Origin of the sequence: Pseudoxanthomonas sp. CCNWLY206-1, from assembly GCF_039710385.1 — a bacterium.
Taxonomy (GTDB): Bacteria; Pseudomonadota; Gammaproteobacteria; order Xanthomonadales; family Xanthomonadaceae; genus Pseudoxanthomonas_A.
The window spans coordinates 68,979-85,331 of the sequence record NZ_JBDKXI010000005.1 but is presented as its reverse complement, the minus strand read 5'-3'; the positions used below and the strand labels follow the sequence as shown (position 1 = coordinate 85,331).

Annotated in this window: 12 protein-coding genes; 5 read left to right on the top strand and 7 right to left on the bottom strand. The window is 62.1% G+C overall.

Annotation, left to right across the window (positions count from 1 at the left end):
• Positions 1-17 precede the first annotated feature (17 nt).
• The 5 genes from AADW18_RS12585 to AADW18_RS12565 form a co-directional block, all read right to left on the bottom strand.
• A complete protein-coding gene (locus AADW18_RS12585; RefSeq protein ID WP_337343744.1) occupies positions 18-563 on the bottom strand; it encodes a pseudouridine synthase in 546 nt (181 codons plus the stop codon).
• A 101-nt stretch (positions 564-664) separates the two neighbouring features.
• Complete coding sequence (locus tag AADW18_RS12580) at positions 665-1,540, bottom strand: methyltransferase (protein ID WP_337343743.1); 876 nt, start codon at positions 1,538-1,540, stop codon at positions 665-667.
• Between the two features lie 349 nt (positions 1,541-1,889).
• Positions 1,890-2,351 (bottom strand): DUF305 domain-containing protein, encoded by a 462-nt coding sequence (locus AADW18_RS12575; protein WP_337343742.1) that lies wholly within the window; start codon positions 2,349-2,351, stop codon positions 1,890-1,892.
• 243 nt (positions 2,352-2,594) lie between these two features.
• Positions 2,595-4,304 (bottom strand): bifunctional isocitrate dehydrogenase kinase/phosphatase, encoded by a 1,710-nt coding sequence (gene aceK / locus AADW18_RS12570; protein WP_337343741.1) that lies wholly within the window; start codon positions 4,302-4,304, stop codon positions 2,595-2,597.
• A 61-nt stretch (positions 4,305-4,365) separates the two neighbouring features.
• A complete protein-coding gene (locus AADW18_RS12565; RefSeq protein ID WP_337343740.1) occupies positions 4,366-5,238 on the bottom strand; it encodes a LysR substrate-binding domain-containing protein in 873 nt (290 codons plus the stop codon).
• Between the two features lie 140 nt (positions 5,239-5,378).
• On the opposite strand from AADW18_RS12565, the gene AADW18_RS12560 reads away from it, so the two are divergent.
• Positions 5,379-5,615: a hypothetical protein gene (locus AADW18_RS12560; protein WP_337343739.1), complete on the top strand. Its 237-nt coding sequence runs from the start codon at positions 5,379-5,381 to the stop codon at positions 5,613-5,615.
• Positions 5,616-5,656: 41 nt separating this feature from the next.
• On the opposite strand, the gene AADW18_RS12555 is transcribed toward AADW18_RS12560, so the two are convergent.
• On the bottom strand, positions 5,657-6,400 hold the full coding sequence (locus AADW18_RS12555) for a FadR/GntR family transcriptional regulator (protein ID WP_337343738.1): 744 nt from the start codon (positions 6,398-6,400) through the stop codon (positions 5,657-5,659).
• A 134-nt stretch (positions 6,401-6,534) separates the two neighbouring features.
• The gene (locus AADW18_RS12550) at positions 6,535-9,477 is read right to left on the bottom strand and encodes a TonB-dependent receptor (protein WP_337343737.1); all 2,943 of its coding nucleotides are present in this window, start codon (positions 9,475-9,477) and stop codon (positions 6,535-6,537) included.
• A 293-nt stretch (positions 9,478-9,770) separates the two neighbouring features.
• Here AADW18_RS12550 and AADW18_RS12545 point away from each other — a divergent pair, with 293 nt between their 5' ends.
• From AADW18_RS12545 to AADW18_RS12530, 4 genes are all read left to right on the top strand, one after another.
• Positions 9,771-11,987, top strand: coding sequence for a polysaccharide lyase 6 family protein (locus tag AADW18_RS12545; RefSeq protein ID WP_337343736.1), 2,217 nt, complete (start codon positions 9,771-9,773; stop codon positions 11,985-11,987).
• Positions 11,984-14,236, top strand: coding sequence for an oligoalginate lyase (locus tag AADW18_RS12540; protein WP_337343735.1), 2,253 nt, complete (start codon positions 11,984-11,986; stop codon positions 14,234-14,236). Before AADW18_RS12545 ends, AADW18_RS12540 begins: the two co-directional genes overlap by 4 nt.
• The gene (locus AADW18_RS12535) at positions 14,233-15,528 is read left to right on the top strand and encodes an MFS transporter (RefSeq protein ID WP_337343734.1); all 1,296 of its coding nucleotides are present in this window, start codon (positions 14,233-14,235) and stop codon (positions 15,526-15,528) included. Before AADW18_RS12540 ends, AADW18_RS12535 begins: the two co-directional genes overlap by 4 nt.
• A gap of 62 nt (positions 15,529-15,590) precedes the next feature.
• A complete protein-coding gene (locus AADW18_RS12530; protein ID WP_337343733.1) occupies positions 15,591-16,343 on the top strand; it encodes a glucose 1-dehydrogenase in 753 nt (250 codons plus the stop codon).
• Positions 16,344-16,353 lie beyond the last annotated feature (10 nt).

The following is a 16,353-nucleotide window of genomic DNA, read 5'->3' as shown; positions in this document are numbered from 1 at the left end:
GCGGCGGGACGCCGCGCCTACAACCCCTGCACCTCTCGCCATTGACCGGGCAATAAGCCTTCCAATCCGATATCGCCAATCGCCGCCCGCACCAGCCGCAGGGTCGGCAGGCCGACCGCCGCGGTCATGCGGCGGACCTGCCGGTTACGGCCTTCGGTAATTGCCAGTTCCAGCCACGCGTCCGGCACGGTCTTGCGATAACGCACGGGTGGATCGCGCGGCCATAGCCCAGGTGCAGCGTCCAACAGGCCAATCTTCGCTGTGCGGGTAGGACCGTCATTCAAGACCACGCCCGTCCGCAGTGCCGATAGCTGCGCCTGGTCAGGCACGCCTTCCACTTGCGCCCAATAAGTTTTCGGCTGCTTGTGCCGTGGATCGGTCAACCGGTGCGCCAAGCCGCCATCATCGGTGAGCAGCAGCAGCCCTTCACTGTCGTAGTCCAGTCGCCCTGCTGCATACACCTGCGGCGGCAGCCCGAACTCCGCCAACGTTCGTCGCGGCGGTTGGCTGCGGTCGGTGAACTGGCAGAGCACGTTGAAGGGTTTGTTGAAGGCGATGAGCAAGGAAGGAAGTCAGTCGCAAGAAAAAATAATTTCCAAGGAACAATGATTCGTCATCCCAGCGCAAGCTGGGATGACGAGCAAAAGCAGATCGGCCCCTAGTACTACGCCTGTTTCACGAACCGCAGCGTCATCCGGTCGCTTTCGCCGATAGCCTTGTACTTGGCTGCGTCGGCGGCATCGATACCTTCGTGGTCGTTCGACGGCGGCAACGTCCAGACGCCGTTGGGATGATTCTTGGTGTCGCGTGGGTTGGCGTTGACCTCGCTCTTGGCATCCAGCTTGAACCCCGCCGCTTCGGCCATCGCAATCACCTGCGCTTGGCCGACGTAACCGGACTTGTCGTCCTCGGGTACGTCCTTGGCCGCACGATGCTCCACCACGCCCAACACGCCGCCCGGCTTCAGTACGGCAAAGAAGCCTTTGAACATGCCTTCTGCTTGTTTGGCCGAGCGCCAGTTGTGTACGTTACGGAAGGTCAGCACGACATCCGCGGAGCCCGGCGCACCGAATACCGGCGCGGTGGGCGAATACGCCACGACTTCGGCCTTTCCGTACTGTGCGGGAGCGGCCGCGAACTTCTCTTCCAGGCGGGTCTTGCCACGCTGCTGATAATCGCGGCCACGGCCTTCAGCCACGGCCATCGGATCGACCACCGCAGCCACGTAACGGCCCTGGTCACGCAGATAAGGCGCCAGGATCTCGGAATACCAACCACCGCCCGGGGTGATTTCCACCACGGTATGCGTCGGCTTCACTCCGAAGAACGACAGCGTTTCGGCCGGATGACGGTACTTATCCCGAGCCACGTTTTCCGGCGTGCGCCAGCTGCCTTTCAGCACGGTGTCGAAAGTGGCGGCGTCGACTGCCGATACCGCGCCAGCGGCGGCTTTAGTCTTAGTGGCGGGTGATTCGGCCAACAACGGTTGCGATGCGACCAGAGCGGTTACAACAGCCAGGCACAGGGAAATACGAGTCATAGGCTTGTCTCCGAGAAAGTGCGCGGAGCCTAGCATGCGCCGGGTTAGCGGAGAGCGGGGAAGCGGTGAGCGGTGGGCTGGGAGCGGTGAGTGGAGAGTCGGGCTCAGGGGACCCGAGAGTCAAAAGACAAGCGACTGAAGAAAGCAGAGGCTTTTGCTATACCTCCCCTATCCTTCAAAGGAGATGCCCCGCCATTCGGCGGTTGAAAAGCATTTGAGGGGGATTTGCTTTGGCTTGTAGAGACAAAGCAAAAGCAAATCCCCCGTAGCCCCCTTTGTAAAAGGAGGCAAAGCAAAGCTTTCCCGCTCACCATTCACCATTCACCATTCACCATTCACCATTCACCACTTACCGTTTCCGCTCCAGCATCGCCTTCATCTGGTCGATCTCCGACTGCTGACCGGTGATGATCGATTCGCACAATGTCTTGATCTCCGGATCGGTAAGTTTGGCTTGTTGGCACATCAAGATCGCGCCGGAGTGATGGGGAATCATTGACCTCAGGAACTGCCGGTCACCGACAGCGGCTTGTTGCCTGATCGCCAGCCAGAAGCCGATCAGGGCCACAGCGCCCACGATGATGAGAATCGTGTTCCATTTCTTCTGCGGATACATACTGCCCATTGCCAGCAGTTCGATGATCAGCATGGCCGCTGCCATCAGGCCTGCCATATAGACCTGGTTGATGCTGTTGAACACGTGGGGAAGCCGATCGACCATGGCGTACATCAGCACGTACATGGCAAGGAACGACAACGCCATCATCACCAGCAAACGACGGTAGTGATGGCCTTGCATGGAATGATCCATAGCGAACTCCTCTTGGAAAAAAAAGGTTCTCGATGGAAGGGAGAATGCGGCACGCGCGTGGCGTCCGCCTGCCATCGGCAATCCGATGGTCGAACCGGAAGTGTCGAGAAGCTGTGATATCTCGGTTCGGCTACAACCCTGGTCGTGAGCAAGGTCCATGGTTGGCGCCGCTTGGAGCAACGAAGCGGCCGACGCCACACGTTGAGCAGTGCCTGTGGCATCCCCTTGGGGACTCCGCTGCCCCTATGCCAACTTCAAAGTATCCGGATAAGGAGGAGTATCCGGATAGTCGCCTGCTTTCAGCCGCGCTTGCAGCTGCCGCCACCACTCGGCCTGAAACAACTCGCCATGCACGGCTTTCAGTGCTTTGGCCAATGGATCGGGCAAGCCAAGGAACTGCGGGAAACGCTCGGGGAAGACATCCTTGGGTCCCACATAGAACCACGGTCCATCCGCCATTTCCTCTTCGTAAGTCGTGGGCGTCGGATAGTCGCGAAAGTTGCAGTCGGTGATCAGGCACAACTCGTCGTAGTCGTAGAACACCGCGCGGCCGTGGCGGGACATACCGAAGTTCTTCAACAGCATGTCGCCGGGGAAGATGTTGTTGCGCGCCATGTCCTTGATGGCCTGGCCATAATCGATGGCGGCGGCGCGCGCGGCTTCCGGCTTCTGTTCGCGCAGATAGAGATTCAGCGGCCGCAAGCGGCGTTGCACATAGCACAGATGAACAATCAGGTCGTCGCCGTCTTCAGTGATGCTGCCGGCGCAGCCGTTGATCAGCTCTTCCAATATGGCGGGTGAAAAACGCGCGCGCGGAAAACGCAGGAAGCGATAGGGCTGCGCATCCAGCAGGCGACCCACGCGGTCGAGGTGAAACACCAGCGAATACTTGTCTTCCACGTCCTTGCGGCTCATCTCCTTGGGATACGCGAACTTGTCGCGGATCACCTTGAATACCAGCGGATAGCTGGGCAACGTAAACACCACCATCACCATGCCGCGCGTGCCTTCCGCCGGGACCAACTGCTCGTTGGGGTGACTGGCGAAATGACGGAAGAACGTGCGAAAGCGCTCGGTCTTCCCCTGTTTGGCGCGGCCCAGCACCGTGTAGATTTCGTCGATGGGCTTGTTGGGTACCAGCGTGCGCAGAAAAACCACGGCATCGCCGACGGTAGACAGATCGGCGTGGAAATAGCTGCGCGAATAGCTAAACAATTGCGTTACATCCGCACGGCTGGTCAGCACCGCTTCGGCGCGTAGCTGACCATTGTCGTTGACCAGCGCAATGACGCACGGCGAGAAGCGATGTTCACCGAAGACCCGGCCGACCAGATAGGCACGCCGTTCTCGGTAGAACACCGTGTCCAGCAGCTCGATGGAATGAGCCGGATGCTCGCCCCAATGCGCCAGATCGTCCTGCAGTCGCACGGCGATGGCCGCGGCGCATCGGGTGATGTGGGCGTAGGGCACATCGAAACGGTAGTCGCTCAGCACGCGAACGAAAGTCTCGGTGGGCCGCAGCTCCGAAATCGCATAGCTGTGCCGCGCCACCGGATGCGTGATCGCGTCGGTGGGCTCGATGTCCAGTGCGATGAACTCGATAGACGGATCCACGCCGCGCGTCTTGAAGAAACGTCGGCTGAGCGTGTTGTAGAACGTCTTGTACAACTCACGATCGATCAGTTCGCCGATCAGTCGATCGTAATGATCGCGCACCTGCGACCACAACGCTCTATCGTGTGCCTGCCCCAGTAATACCGATTGCAGACGAAGCGCGCATTCGGCAACGCACTGGTCGTACAGTTCGATGCGATCCACCGCATCGACGCGCGCACCGGCCCAGTCCCGGGTTTCGAAACGCTGCTTGGCGCGGCGGGTGATGTCGGCAAAGCGAGCGTGATAATCCGCGAAGGCGTCGTGTATCAGTCGGGCGATGGTATCGGCGCGAATCATGCCGGCATCTTAGCGGCGCGCATCGTCATGTTGCCAAGCCATCATCCGCCGCAAGCAATCATCACGGCTGCACGGCGGCCTGGTCCAGCAGCCATTGGCGCATCTTCTGGCAACCCGGGTGCGCCACGCTGCGCTCCGGGTAAACCAGGTAGTGGGCGAAGTTGGCCTTCAGGCGCTTCTTCGTCAACGGTACCAACCGGCCGGCCTTGATCAGCGGCTCGGCCAGCGTCCAACGCGCCAATGCCACGCCTACGCCCTGCGCGGCGGCTTGGTGCAGCGTTTCGGTATCGTCGAACTGCGCCACGTAGCGCACAGGCGGCTCACCGCCATAGTGTTCGAACCAGTCTTTCCAGCGATTGGCCGGGTCACCCAGCAACGGTAGCTTGGGCAAGGTCGCAAGCGATGGCCTGCCGTACTTCTCCAACAGCTGCGGACTGGCGACCGGGGTGATCCACTCGTGAAAGAGAAACTCCGAGTGCACACCGGGCCAGCGCCCGCCGCCCAGCCGCAATGCCATGTCCACCGGCTCACGTTCGAAGTCGACCACGTGCGTACTGGACTGCAGATTGAGTCCAAGCTCAGGGTGCGCGGCCAGGAAATCGGGCAGCCGCGGCACCAGCCACGCGGTGGCCATCGAAGGGATGAGGCTCAGCGTGACCATGTGGTCGGTGTGCAGGCTGAGCCGTTGCAACGCGTTTTCGATCGCATCCAAAGGCGCGGCGACGGCATCGAACAGCCGTTGCCCGGCGGGAGTCAGTTCCACTCCGCGTGGCCCGCGTGCGAGCACGCGCTGGCCCAGCCGCTCTTCCAGCAGGCGCATGCGGTGGCTCAATGCGCTGACGGTCAGGTGCATCGCTTCGGCGGCGCGGGTCAGGTTGCGCAGTCGCGCTGCGGTGACGAAAGCGTCGATCTGGTCCAGCGGGAGTCGGCTCATCGTGTGCCCTGAGGTGGGTCCGGCCAGTCTTAAACAAACCTCAAGCCTGGCTTGTGGATGTTTCGCTTTTTCGGGCGGCAGCATGCGCCTAACTTGGTAACCGTTCAAGCCGGATAGGCCGGCGAGACAGGAGAAGACCCATGCGTACCAATACGAATACATCGTGGTGGCGCCAGCTGGGCGCAATCAGCCAGGGCATGTTGTTCCTGGACGGCCATATCGCCACGGCCGACGCGGCCAAGGCTGCGCAAAAGAACATCGACACAGGTACCCGCAAGACCGAAGCCGAAAGCTCAGCGCGTTCCATTGCCGCCGCGAGACAGGCCGACTACACCCGGCAGATGCGCCAGATGACGGCGTTGTCGTTGTTCCGTTAAACCCGTAGAGCGGGCCGGGCCTCACCCTATACGGGTTGCCTTTAAATCCGCGTGGTAGCGAGGAAGCGTTCGCGGTCCTGCTGGGTGCGGCGGCGTACTTCTGCCAGTGCTTCGCTTTCGGTGGCTTCCAGCATGGATTCGAACAGGCGCTGGAAGTGGCTGCGCATCGCGTTGCGTGCCGCTGCCGGGTCGCGACGCTGCAGTGCGGTCAGGATGGCGGCATGTTCTTCGGTGCGCGAGTTGCTGTCGTTGTGGCATACCCGTGCATAGACCTGGCGCACGCGCGGCAGATCGTTGCGCATGCGCCAAATCAGGTGAATGCAGTACTCGACCACCGGATTGCCGGCGATGCGGGCGATGGCCAAGTGGAATTTCTGGTCGGCTTCGTTGGCGGCCTGGTCCGTCGCATTCGGGTCCGACATCGCCGCGATCAACGCTTCCAGTTCAGCCAGTTCATCGTCGGTGACATGACTGGCGGCAAGCGCGGCCGCTTCGGCTTCGATCACCGCGCGTGCTGCGGTCAGATCGAACGCAGTGACGTCGGGCAATGCGCCCAGGGTGTCCGAGCCGCGGGCTTTCACATACACGCCCGAGCCGGTCTTGATGCTGATCCGGCCCTGCGCTTCCAGCGCGATCTCGGCCTCGCGGATGGTGACCCGGCTGACTCCGAAGCGTTCGGCCAAATCCCGTTCACCGGGCAAGCGCGAACCCACCGGGAACTCGCCCGACTCGATCAGCTTCAGGATCTCGGCGGCTATGGATTGATAGAGACGGCTCTCGGACATCGTGGAATCAGAACCTGTGGGTGACTGGCGCCGCGTTCGGATCGAAAGCCTGGATTGATAGCTCGAATCGGAAACTCTGATCTAAGCCGGGCGCCTGGAAAAAAACGGCGCGGCCCCAGGCCGCGCCGCCGCGTTCAGAATCGATATCGTACACCCAAATAATAGCGCCGCCCGTAGGCGTGGTATTCGTGGAAATTGCCCATGACCGGCATGTCGGAAATACGTGGCTCATCGGTCAGGTTGGACGCTTCCAGCGAGAACGACAGGTTTTTGTTCACGCGCCAGGTTGTGCGGAAATCCACCGTCGAACCGCCATGGATATAGCGGTTCTGCGAGGGTGCACCGACGAAGCGCTGGTAGTACTCCGAGCGGTACTTGTAGATCGCCTGCAGGTCCACCGGCCCAAGCGTCCAATACAGCGAGCCTGAGGCGACGTGTTTGGACAGGCCGAAGATACTGGCGGGTTCGACCAGACCGGGAGTGATCTCGCCGGTTTCCGGATCGACCTGGTCGCCGAGTCGCAGGTCATGGTTCTCGAAGTTGGAATCGGCGTAGTTGTAGCTAACCTTGACGCCAAGACCATCGAATGGCGCGGGCAGATACGAGAAGCGGTGCGACCCGGTGAACTCGACGCCGAACAGATCGCTCTTCTCGTCCGTCGTGGCGTACTGCTCGACCGGCACCACCACGGTTTCGCCGTCGATCACGAAAGTCTCGTCGATCACGGTCGGAATGTCGCCGCCGGTGAATTGCTTGTAGTAGATGGCGGCGCTAAGCAGCGAATCCCGGTTCGGATACCACTCGAACGAAATATCGCCGTTCCAGGACAACAGTGGTTTGGTGCTTGGGTTGCCGGTCGCCGCGATGCTGTCGATGGCGTCTTCGATGCTGGTGAATTCGCCGTCTTCCACTACGATAGTGCGACCCGCGCCCAGCGCGCTGAGATCAGGCCGCGCCATGGCGCGATACACGCCCAGGCGCAGGACTTTGTCATCCGCCAGTTCAAGCGCGACGTTGAAGCTGGGCAGCAGCACGTCGTTGGACGCCTTGACTACCTGTGTCTCGAACTCGCCGGTGGATTCGACCGTGATCGTGCCGTCGCCATTACGCACCACATCCAGGTCGCTGCGCAGGCCCACCGAACGCACGTCGGTCTTGACCCAGCGCACGCCGAAGTTACCGGTGGCCGGCAAGCCGAACCATTCCGATGCGAAGTCGCCCATCAGATAGACAGCCTGCGTCTTCTCGCCGATATCGTTGTTGGCGGGATTGCGCAGGTCGGCGTTGCGGCCGGTGTCGTCCACGCCGGAGAGCGCGCGGAACAGGCAGCGGGAATCGAAGGTAGCCCAACTATTGATCGTGTTGCCGCTGGCTTCATCGAGGAAATCGTCCTGCGGGAAGGCGGTGCGGCAGGCGAGATTGGCGTCGCGAACCAAGCCACGGGCGGCATTGATCTCCACGCGGTCGTCGTAGTCGCGGTAGTCCGACTGCGCATAGCGAACGCCGCCCTTGATGGCGGTGAAGAAACCGCTTTCCGGGAAATAACTGCTGTCGAAGCGGAACGCGCGCAGCGTGTGCTCGCGCAGCTGTTCGTCGCGGCGCAGCCGTGGCGCATCGCTGAAATTCTCCCAGCGGGTGATGTCGAAGGCTGGATCGATGACCAGTGCCGGCACGTCGCCACGATGGTCATAGCGGTAATCGACATAGCGCGCGCCTCGGATACCCGGGACATCATTGCCGTAGATGTCATCGTCGTCGGCACGCAAACGCACTACCCAGTCGTTCTCGGTGCGCAGCGTGTGCGAATACGCGAAGTCCGTCGCGAACAGCCAGGCGGCACTCGGACGCCACTGGAAGTTGAGTCCGGCGCCTTCGTATTCCTCCGCACGCACCTTGTAGTTGGAGTTGGTCTCGATGCCGCTCTGTCCGTTGAACGAGCGCACGACACCATCCGCGTCGGCCACCATATTGCTGATGCTGCGGCGCCCGTCGGGAAGGACCAGCTCGTTGCGGTCCTCGCTGAAGGTACGGTCGGACCACTGATAGTCGAAGTTCACCTCCATGGTGTCGTTCGGCTGCCATTGCAGGGCGGCGAAGGCGGCATCGCGCTTGTCGTGTTCCACCAGTTGGCGATACGTGCGGCCGTTGGGGATCAGGTAGAACGGCGTATTGCCCGCCCTGGGATCGCCGGGAAGGATGCCGCCATTCACGCCGCCGACCGTGGCATCGCAGTTTGCGTTCGGTCTGCTGAGCGTCGCATCGCACGCGGTCCAGGTGGAACTGGTGGCGGCGACTTCCTCGGGGTTGCTGCCTTCCAAACTCTGCACGCCCATCGAAATTCCGAGCCTGCCACCGTTGGCGAACTCGAACTGGTCGAGGTAGCTGGCGGTACCACGCCAGCCCGTGCCGTCGCCGTCCTTAAGCTTGCCGTCGTATTCCGGATAGGTGGCGCGGCCTTCCAACTGGATCCGGCGTTCGCCGAACGACAACGGCTTGACCGTCTCCATGTTGATCGTGCCGGCGATGCCGCCTTCGATGAAATCGGCCTGCTGAGTCTTGTAGATCTGCACCGTGTTGATCAGCTCGGCGGGGAACTGGTTGAAATTCACCGAGCGGTCGCCGCTGCCGTTGGTCGCTTCGCGGCCATTGAAAGTGGCCGAACCCAGGAACGGGCCAAGACCGCGCACCGAAATCTCGGTTGCGCCGCCCTTCTCGCGGTGGGTGGAAGCGCCAGTAATGGTTTCGATCGCTTCACCGATCGACAATGCCGGCAGATCGCCGATGTCGGTGGCTGACAACGCGTCCGAGATCACGGTGGCGTCGCGCTTGGTCTGGATCGAAGACTGGATCGAGCCGCGGATGCCGGTGACGATGACTTCGTCCAGCGTGACTGGCGTTTGGTTGGGCGGTGCGGCTTCCTGCGTTGCCGGTTGGGCCGGGGCGGCGGCGGGATTCGCGGGCGGCGCTTCCTGTGCCGAGGTGGTCGCCGCAGCGCCAAGGGACGCCCAAATGGCATACAGCAACGCGTTCCGAAGCATGGATCGCTGGACACGTTTGACCGGCAAATAGCGCCGCATAACTCTCTCCCATGTCTACGCCCGCTGGCGGGCTGGATGCCCGACGACAGCGAGCTTGGGGCGCAGGGTTCATAGAGACGCGGCCAATGTCAAGAAATTGGTATGAATCACCTTGCCAGACTATTGGCTTGCCTATTTCGCATACCATTTATGTGCTGTCGCAGCATCGATTTGCGCAAAACTAGCTATACCAAATATCACTCAGCTGGTATTTGAAATTGGTTGACGAGCGCTGTCGCTCTGCTACCATCCGGCTCCACAAGGCGCCGCAACGGCCTGATCGAGGAGGATGCATGCAATTGCGAGCCTTGGGCGCGTTAACCGCATGGTTGTTTTGGACAGCGCCGGCGGTTACGCACGTTGCCCCTGCCGAAACCGGGTCTAGGCATCTGGTCCGCACCCAACAGGAATACGCGAGCGCCGTCCGGGTGCTACGGCCCGGCGATACGCTGGTGCTGGCCGACGGAACCTGGCCGGACTTCCAGATCGTCCTGAGCGGCAAAGGCGCGCCCGGCCGACCCATCACCCTGACGGCACAGACTCCCGGGGGCGTGACATTGACTGGCCAATCCAACCTGCGGATGGCCGGTGAGCATTTGATGGTGTCGAATCTGGTGTTCCGCGACGGCTGGTCGCCTACCGGCGAAGTCGTCTCGTTCCGCCGCTCGCGCACCGAGCGTGCGAACAACAGCCGTGTCACCGGCGTGGTGATCGATGGTTTCAACCTGCCGGACCGCAGTCAGTCGGATCACTGGGTTGCGCTGTACGGGCACGGCAATCGCTTCGACCACAACCACATCGTCGGCAAAACCAATGCCGGCGCGACCTTGGTGGTCGTGCGCGATGCGGAACAGGGGCTCGATAACCGCCACCGCATCGACCACAACTATTTTGGTCCGCGACCCAACCTGGGCTCCAATGGCGGCGAAACCATCCGCGTCGGTACCAGCCACGAATCGATGTCGGACTCGCATACCGTTGTCGAGAGCAATTGGTTTGAAGGTTGCGACGGCGAGGTGGAGATCGTCTCCAACAAATCCGGCGGCAATATCTATCGCGGCAACGTGTTCTACCGTTCGCGCGGTGCGCTGGTGCTGCGGCATGGCGACGGCAACCTGGTCGAAGACAACGTTTTCCTGGGGGGCAAAGAACAGCATACCGGCGGTATCCGCGTCATCAATCGCCGCCAGACTGTGCGCAACAACTATCTGGAAGGTTTGGCGGGTGATGGATTCGCCTCCGCGCTGACGGTGATGTACGGCGTGCCGGACTCGCCGGCCAACCGCTACGTCCAAGTGGACCGGGCGGTGATCGAGAACAACACCTTCGTCAACCCGCGCAGCATTTTCCTGGGCGCGGGCATGGACCAGGAGCGGTCTGCCGCGCCGATCAACAGCAGAATGTCGCGCAACCTGATCGTGAACGACGATGGCCACGATCCGCTGCGGAAGCTGGGCGACCTGGCCGGTATCGCTTCCGTTGGCAATGTGCAGAGCCCGAAGAAATCGATCGGATTTCCGGATGGCGTGGAGGCACGCAAAGTCGAGATGGTTCGTGGAGAGACCGGACTGCTGACGCCGGTTGGCGTCGAAGGCGTCGGCGCCCGCCGCGATCTGCGCCCGATAGCGCGTGATGAGGTGGGTGTCGCCTGGTACCCCAAGCAAGCATCGGTGGCGGCTTTCGATAGTGGAAGATCGCACACCGTTTCGCCGGGCGAAGACACGCTGACCGCCGCGTTCGCCACGGCAAAGGCAGGCGATCGGCTGACGTTGGAAGCGGGCGACTACCTGATCAATCAGGTCCTGCGAATCGATCGTCCACTTACCGTGGAAGGACCGACAAAAGGCGATGCGGTCATCACGTTCTCGCGATCGACGCTGTTCGATATCGCCGCCGGCGGTTCGCTGAAGCTTTCACGATTGACCGTGTCCGGCGCAGCCGCGCCGGATGAAGTCGGCAATGCGGTGATCCGCACGCGTCCGGGCTCGGGCGCCGCCAACTACTCGCTGGTCCTGCAAGACATCCGCGCCACTGACTTGAACGTCAATCGCGGATTCGATGTCGTGTCGACCGGCAAAGGCACGCTGGCGGACCTGATCGCCTTGCGCCGTGTCACTGTCGAAGAGGTTTCCGGTGCGGTTATTTCGGCTATCGCGGAAACCGATGATCGCGGCACCTACAACGCTGAGGTCGTCGAGATCGAAGATTCGGCATTCCGTAGTGTCGGCGGGCCTGTGGTCGATCTCTATCGCGGCGGCACCGACGAAAGCACCTTCGGGCCCAAGCTTCGCATCGTGGGATCGATGTTCGAACGAGCCGGCCGCGATAGCGACGCATCAGTACGTTTGCGCGGGGTGCAGCGCGCCGAGCTAACCCGCAATCGCTTCATCGATAGTGCTGGTGTGCGCTTTACGCACCGCGTGGGCGAGCCGGTGCTTATCGCAACCCGCAATCAGTTCACCGGCACCCCAGCGATCCAATCTGACATTCCAGTCGAGACCGCACGATGAGCCGTTCTCTTCTTATCGTCGTGTTGTTGTGCGCAGGCGCGATCCTCGCTGGCAAAGCCGCCGCCGCGACCACGACTGCCACGTCCGCCGCTACCGAACCGGTGCTGGTCACAGCGGCCGAGTGGCAGCACATGGCGCAGACAGGTTCGCGCTATTCGCTATTCGCGCGCGAGCAATCACGCGCAACGAGCATGATCCAAGCGGCGATGAAAGCCGGCGTGGACGTGCCGCGGCCCAAGGATCCCGGCGGCGGTTACACCCACGAGCAGCACAAGCGGAACTACCAGACGATCCAGGCCGCGGGCGCGCTCTATCGCCTGACCGGCGATCGCGCCTATGCCGACTTCACGCGCGACATGCTGTTGGAATACGCACGCCTGTATCCAACCTTGGGCAAGCATCCGGCGGGGCGTGGGCAGATTCCCGGGCGCCTGTTCTGGCAAACGCTCAACGACTCGGTGTGGCTGGTCCATGCCAGCCAGGGCTACGACGCCATCCGTGACAGCTTGAATGCCGAGGATCGCCGTACCATCGACGAACAAGTATTCCGGCGGATGGCGCGCTTCCTGTCGGACGAGACGCCGGAAAATTTCGACCGCATCCACAACCATGCCACCTGGGCGGTCGCGGCGGTCGGAATGACCGGCTACGTACTGCGCGATCAGGAAATGGTGGAAAAGGCGTTGCTGGGCCTATCGAAACAGGGCGATACCGGTTTCCTGAAACAGATCGACCAACTGTTCTCGCCCGACGGCTATTACGAAGAAGGCCCGTACTACCAGCGTTACGCGCTGGCGCCCTTCGTGGTGTTCGCGCGTGCCATCCAGCGTAACCAACCGCAGCGGAAAATCTTCGAACGCAAGGACGGCGTGCTGCTGAAAGCTGCCGATACGCTGGTGCAGAGCAGCTACGGCGGCTACTTCTTCCCAATCAACGACGCGCTGCTGGACAAGGGTTTGGACACGGAGGAACTGGTCGCCGGTATCGCCATCGCTTACGCGCAGACCAGTGACGGCCATCTGCTTGCCGTAGCCGAGCGGCAAGGCCGCACGCTGCTGACACCGGAGGGTCTGCAAGTGGCGGAAGCGTTGGCAGCGGGCAAGGCGAAGCCATTCGATTTCCATACGCGGTTGCTGCGCGACGGCCCCGATGGCAAACGCGGCGCCTTGGCCATCCTGCGTGCCGGTGACGAGAAAGGCCAGGCGCTGGTGATGAAGAACACCGCGCAAGGCATGGGACACGGCCATTTCGACAAGTTGCACTGGCTGTTCTACGACAACGGCCGGCGCGTGGTGACCGACTACGGCGCCGCGCGCTTCCTCAATGTCGAAGCCAAGTCCGGCGGTATCTACCTGCCGGAAAACACCAGCTGGGCCAAGCAGACCGTCGCCCACAATACGTTGGTGGTGAACGAGCAAAGCCACTTCGGTGGCGACTGGCGCGTGGGCGAAAAGCACGCGCCGACGCCTTTGTTGTTCGAGCAAGGCGATGGCGTGCAGATCGCTTCGGCTCGAATGGAAGGCGCCTACGACGGCGTGGTGTTCACCCGCACGCTGGCGCTGCTGGAACACCCGGAGCTGCCACTTCCCGTGGTGGTCGATCTGCTGCGCGTGGATGGCGACGCGCCGGCGCGCTACGACCTGCCGCTGCACTTCAATGGCCACATCATGAGCGTGGGCTTCGAAGCACAGCGTGCGCTAGCCGAACGTCCGGTGATGGGCAAGGCCAACGGCTATCAGCACCTGTGGGTCGATGCATCCACCACGCCGTCCGCGGAAATCCGCAGCCTCAGCTGGTTGCTGGAAGGACGCTTCTACACCTACCGCTTTGGTGCCAGCGCTCCCGCCCGCGCCGTCCTGGCCGAGAGCGGCGCCAACGATCCGGATTTCAACCTGCGCCGCGAACCGGTGCTGATCCAGCGCATGGATGGCCAGGCGCAAGCGAGCTTCTTCGGTGTGCTGGAACCGCATGGCGAATACAACGGCACCGCCGAGTACGTGCATGGCGCGAACAGCCGTATCCGCAGCATCGAGCGCCTGCGTGGCGAAGACGCGGACGTTGTTCTGCTGACGTTGGTATCAGGCGCAACACTGGCGCTGGGCATTGCCGAGGACCCAGCGCCCGCCCGAGACCATCGCGTCGTCGCCAACGGCCGCACCTATCAGTGGAAGGGCGGCTACGCCCGTATCGCTCAGCCCGTAAGCGCCAAGCCATCGGCCCGCAAGCAGCAGGAGCCGCGGCGCCCATGACCGGCACGTCCAACAAAAGAAAGTCCGCGGTGCGCTGGATCATCATCGCGCTGATCGCGCTGGCCACCGTCATCAACTACATCGACCGCAATGCACTGGCGGTGATGTGGCCGGAGATCTCCAGCGAGATTGGCGCGACCAAGGAAGACTACGCGCTGCTGGTCACCATCTTCATGCTGTTCTATGCGGCGGGGCAGTTCGCCTTTGGCCGACTGTTCGACATCATCGGTGTTCGCCTTGGTTTCGCGCTGTCGATCATGGGCTGGTCTATCTCCATCGCCCTGCATGCGGTCAGTCATTCAGTGCTGTCGTTCAGTGTGTTTCGCGCGATGCTGGGCATCAGCGAAGCCGGCGCCTGGCCGGGGGCGGTCAAGGCCAATGCTGAGTGGTTTCCCGCCAAGGAGCGCGCGCTGGCGCAAGGCATCTTCAACGCGGGCGCGTCCATTGGCGCCATCGTGTCGGCGCCACTGATCGCGCTGCTGTTCCTGTGGCTGGGGTGGAAGGGCACGTTCCTGTTGATCGGTACGCTGGGTTTCATCTGGCTGTTGCCGTGGCTGATCGTCTACCGCGCTGGTCCGGACCGCCATCCGTGGGTGGATGCGGCCGAACGCGCGTTGATCCTGGACGCACCGGTTGGCGATGGACCGGCGCTGCCGGTCTATGCGCCAACGCTGAAGCAGCTGATGTCGCACCGGCAGAGCTGGGGCATCGTGCTGGCGCGCTTCTTCATCGATCCGATCTGGTGGTTGTTCGTATCGTGGCTGCCGATCTACCTGGCGGAAACCTTCGGTTTCGATATCAAGCAGATCGGCATCTTCGCGTGGGTGCCGTTTGTCGGCGCCATGCTGGGCAGCTTGTTTGGTGGCTGGTTGTCGGGCCGATTGATCACCGTTGGCTGGAGCGTGCACCGCGCGCGCAAATGGACCATCACCCTGGGCGGAATCATCATGATGCCCGCGCTACTGGGCGCGGTGTTTGCGGCCGAACCCGTCGCCGCCGTGCTGACCATCGCCGCGGTGCTGTTCGGCTTCCAAGTCGCCATTGGCAACATCCAGACGCTGCCGGGCGATATTTTCCATGGCAAATCGGTAGGTTCGCTGGCCGGCATCGGCGGCATGGCCGCGGTGGTGGGCACGCTGATCACCACGTGGCTGGTACCGGCCATGACCAAGATTTCCTACGCGCCGATTTTTATCCTGGTGGCGGCCTTGGTGCCGCTATCGCTAGCGGCGATCTGGCTGATCACCGGCCGCATCGAGAAACTCGATGGCGCCTCGGAACATCGCTTATAGCAGCACCGCTGACACCGCCCTTACCCAGAATTTCTCTCCCCAAAACAAAAGGACTTCAGATCATGCAATTCAAAGACAAAGTGGCGATCGTCACCGGCGGTGGGCGCGACATCGGGCGCGCGGTTTCGTTGAAGCTGGCCGCCGAAGGTGCCAAGGTCTGCATCAACTACGCCAACGACGAAGCCAGCGCGCAGGAAACGCTCAAGCGCATCGAAGCCGCCGGCGGGCAGGCCATCGTCCACCGTGGCAATGCGGCGGACGCTACAGCGGTCGCGGCGTTGGTGGCGGCGACGCAGGCAGCATTCGGCACGCGCATCGACATCCTGGTCAACCTGGCAGGCGGCATGGTGGCCAGAAAGCCGCTGGCAGAAATCGATGAAGCGTTCTTCCATCACGTCATGGATTTGAATTTGAAATCAGTATTCCTGACTACGCAGGCGGTGGTGCCGCATATGGGCGAAGGCGCGGCCATCGTGAATTTTGCTTCGCTGGCCGGTCGCGATGGTGGCGGGCCGGGCGCTTCGATCTACGCGACGTCCAAGGCCGCGGTGATGACGTTCACTCGCGCGATGGCAAAAGAACTGGGCCCACGCGGCATCCGCGTCAATGCGTTGTGCTGCGGCATGATCGCGACACGTTTCCACGACGACTTCACCAAGCCGGAAGTGCGCCAGGCAGTGGCCAACGCGACACCCTTGCGCCGCGAAGGACGCGCCGAGGAAGCCGCTGCGGCGGCGGTTTTCCTGGCATCGGACGCTGCCAGCTTCATCAATGGCGCCAACGTCGACGTCAACGGCGGCGTGTTTTTTTCCTGAGAGCCGGCCA

Coding starts and splice junctions, on each gene's coding strand:
- AADW18_RS12540 (WP_337343735.1), top strand. CDS start 11,984: ATGAGCCGTTCTCTTCTTATCGTCGTGTTGTTGTGCGCAGGCGCGATC.
- AADW18_RS12575 (WP_337343742.1), bottom strand. CDS start 2,351: ATGGATCATTCCATGCAAGGCCATCACTACCGTCGTTTGCTGGTGATG.
- AADW18_RS12550 (WP_337343737.1), bottom strand. CDS start 9,477: ATGCGGCGCTATTTGCCGGTCAAACGTGTCCAGCGATCCATGCTTCGG.
- AADW18_RS12535 (WP_337343734.1), top strand. CDS start 14,233: ATGACCGGCACGTCCAACAAAAGAAAGTCCGCGGTGCGCTGGATCATC.
- AADW18_RS12565 (WP_337343740.1), bottom strand. CDS start 5,238: ATGAGCCGACTCCCGCTGGACCAGATCGACGCTTTCGTCACCGCAGCG.
- AADW18_RS12580 (WP_337343743.1), bottom strand. CDS start 1,540: ATGACTCGTATTTCCCTGTGCCTGGCTGTTGTAACCGCTCTGGTCGCA.
- AADW18_RS12560 (WP_337343739.1), top strand. CDS start 5,379: ATGCGTACCAATACGAATACATCGTGGTGGCGCCAGCTGGGCGCAATC.
- aceK (WP_337343741.1), bottom strand. CDS start 4,304: ATGATTCGCGCCGATACCATCGCCCGACTGATACACGACGCCTTCGCG.
- AADW18_RS12530 (WP_337343733.1), top strand. CDS start 15,591: ATGCAATTCAAAGACAAAGTGGCGATCGTCACCGGCGGTGGGCGCGAC.
- AADW18_RS12545 (WP_337343736.1), top strand. CDS start 9,771: ATGCAATTGCGAGCCTTGGGCGCGTTAACCGCATGGTTGTTTTGGACA.
- AADW18_RS12555 (WP_337343738.1), bottom strand. CDS start 6,400: ATGTCCGAGAGCCGTCTCTATCAATCCATAGCCGCCGAGATCCTGAAG.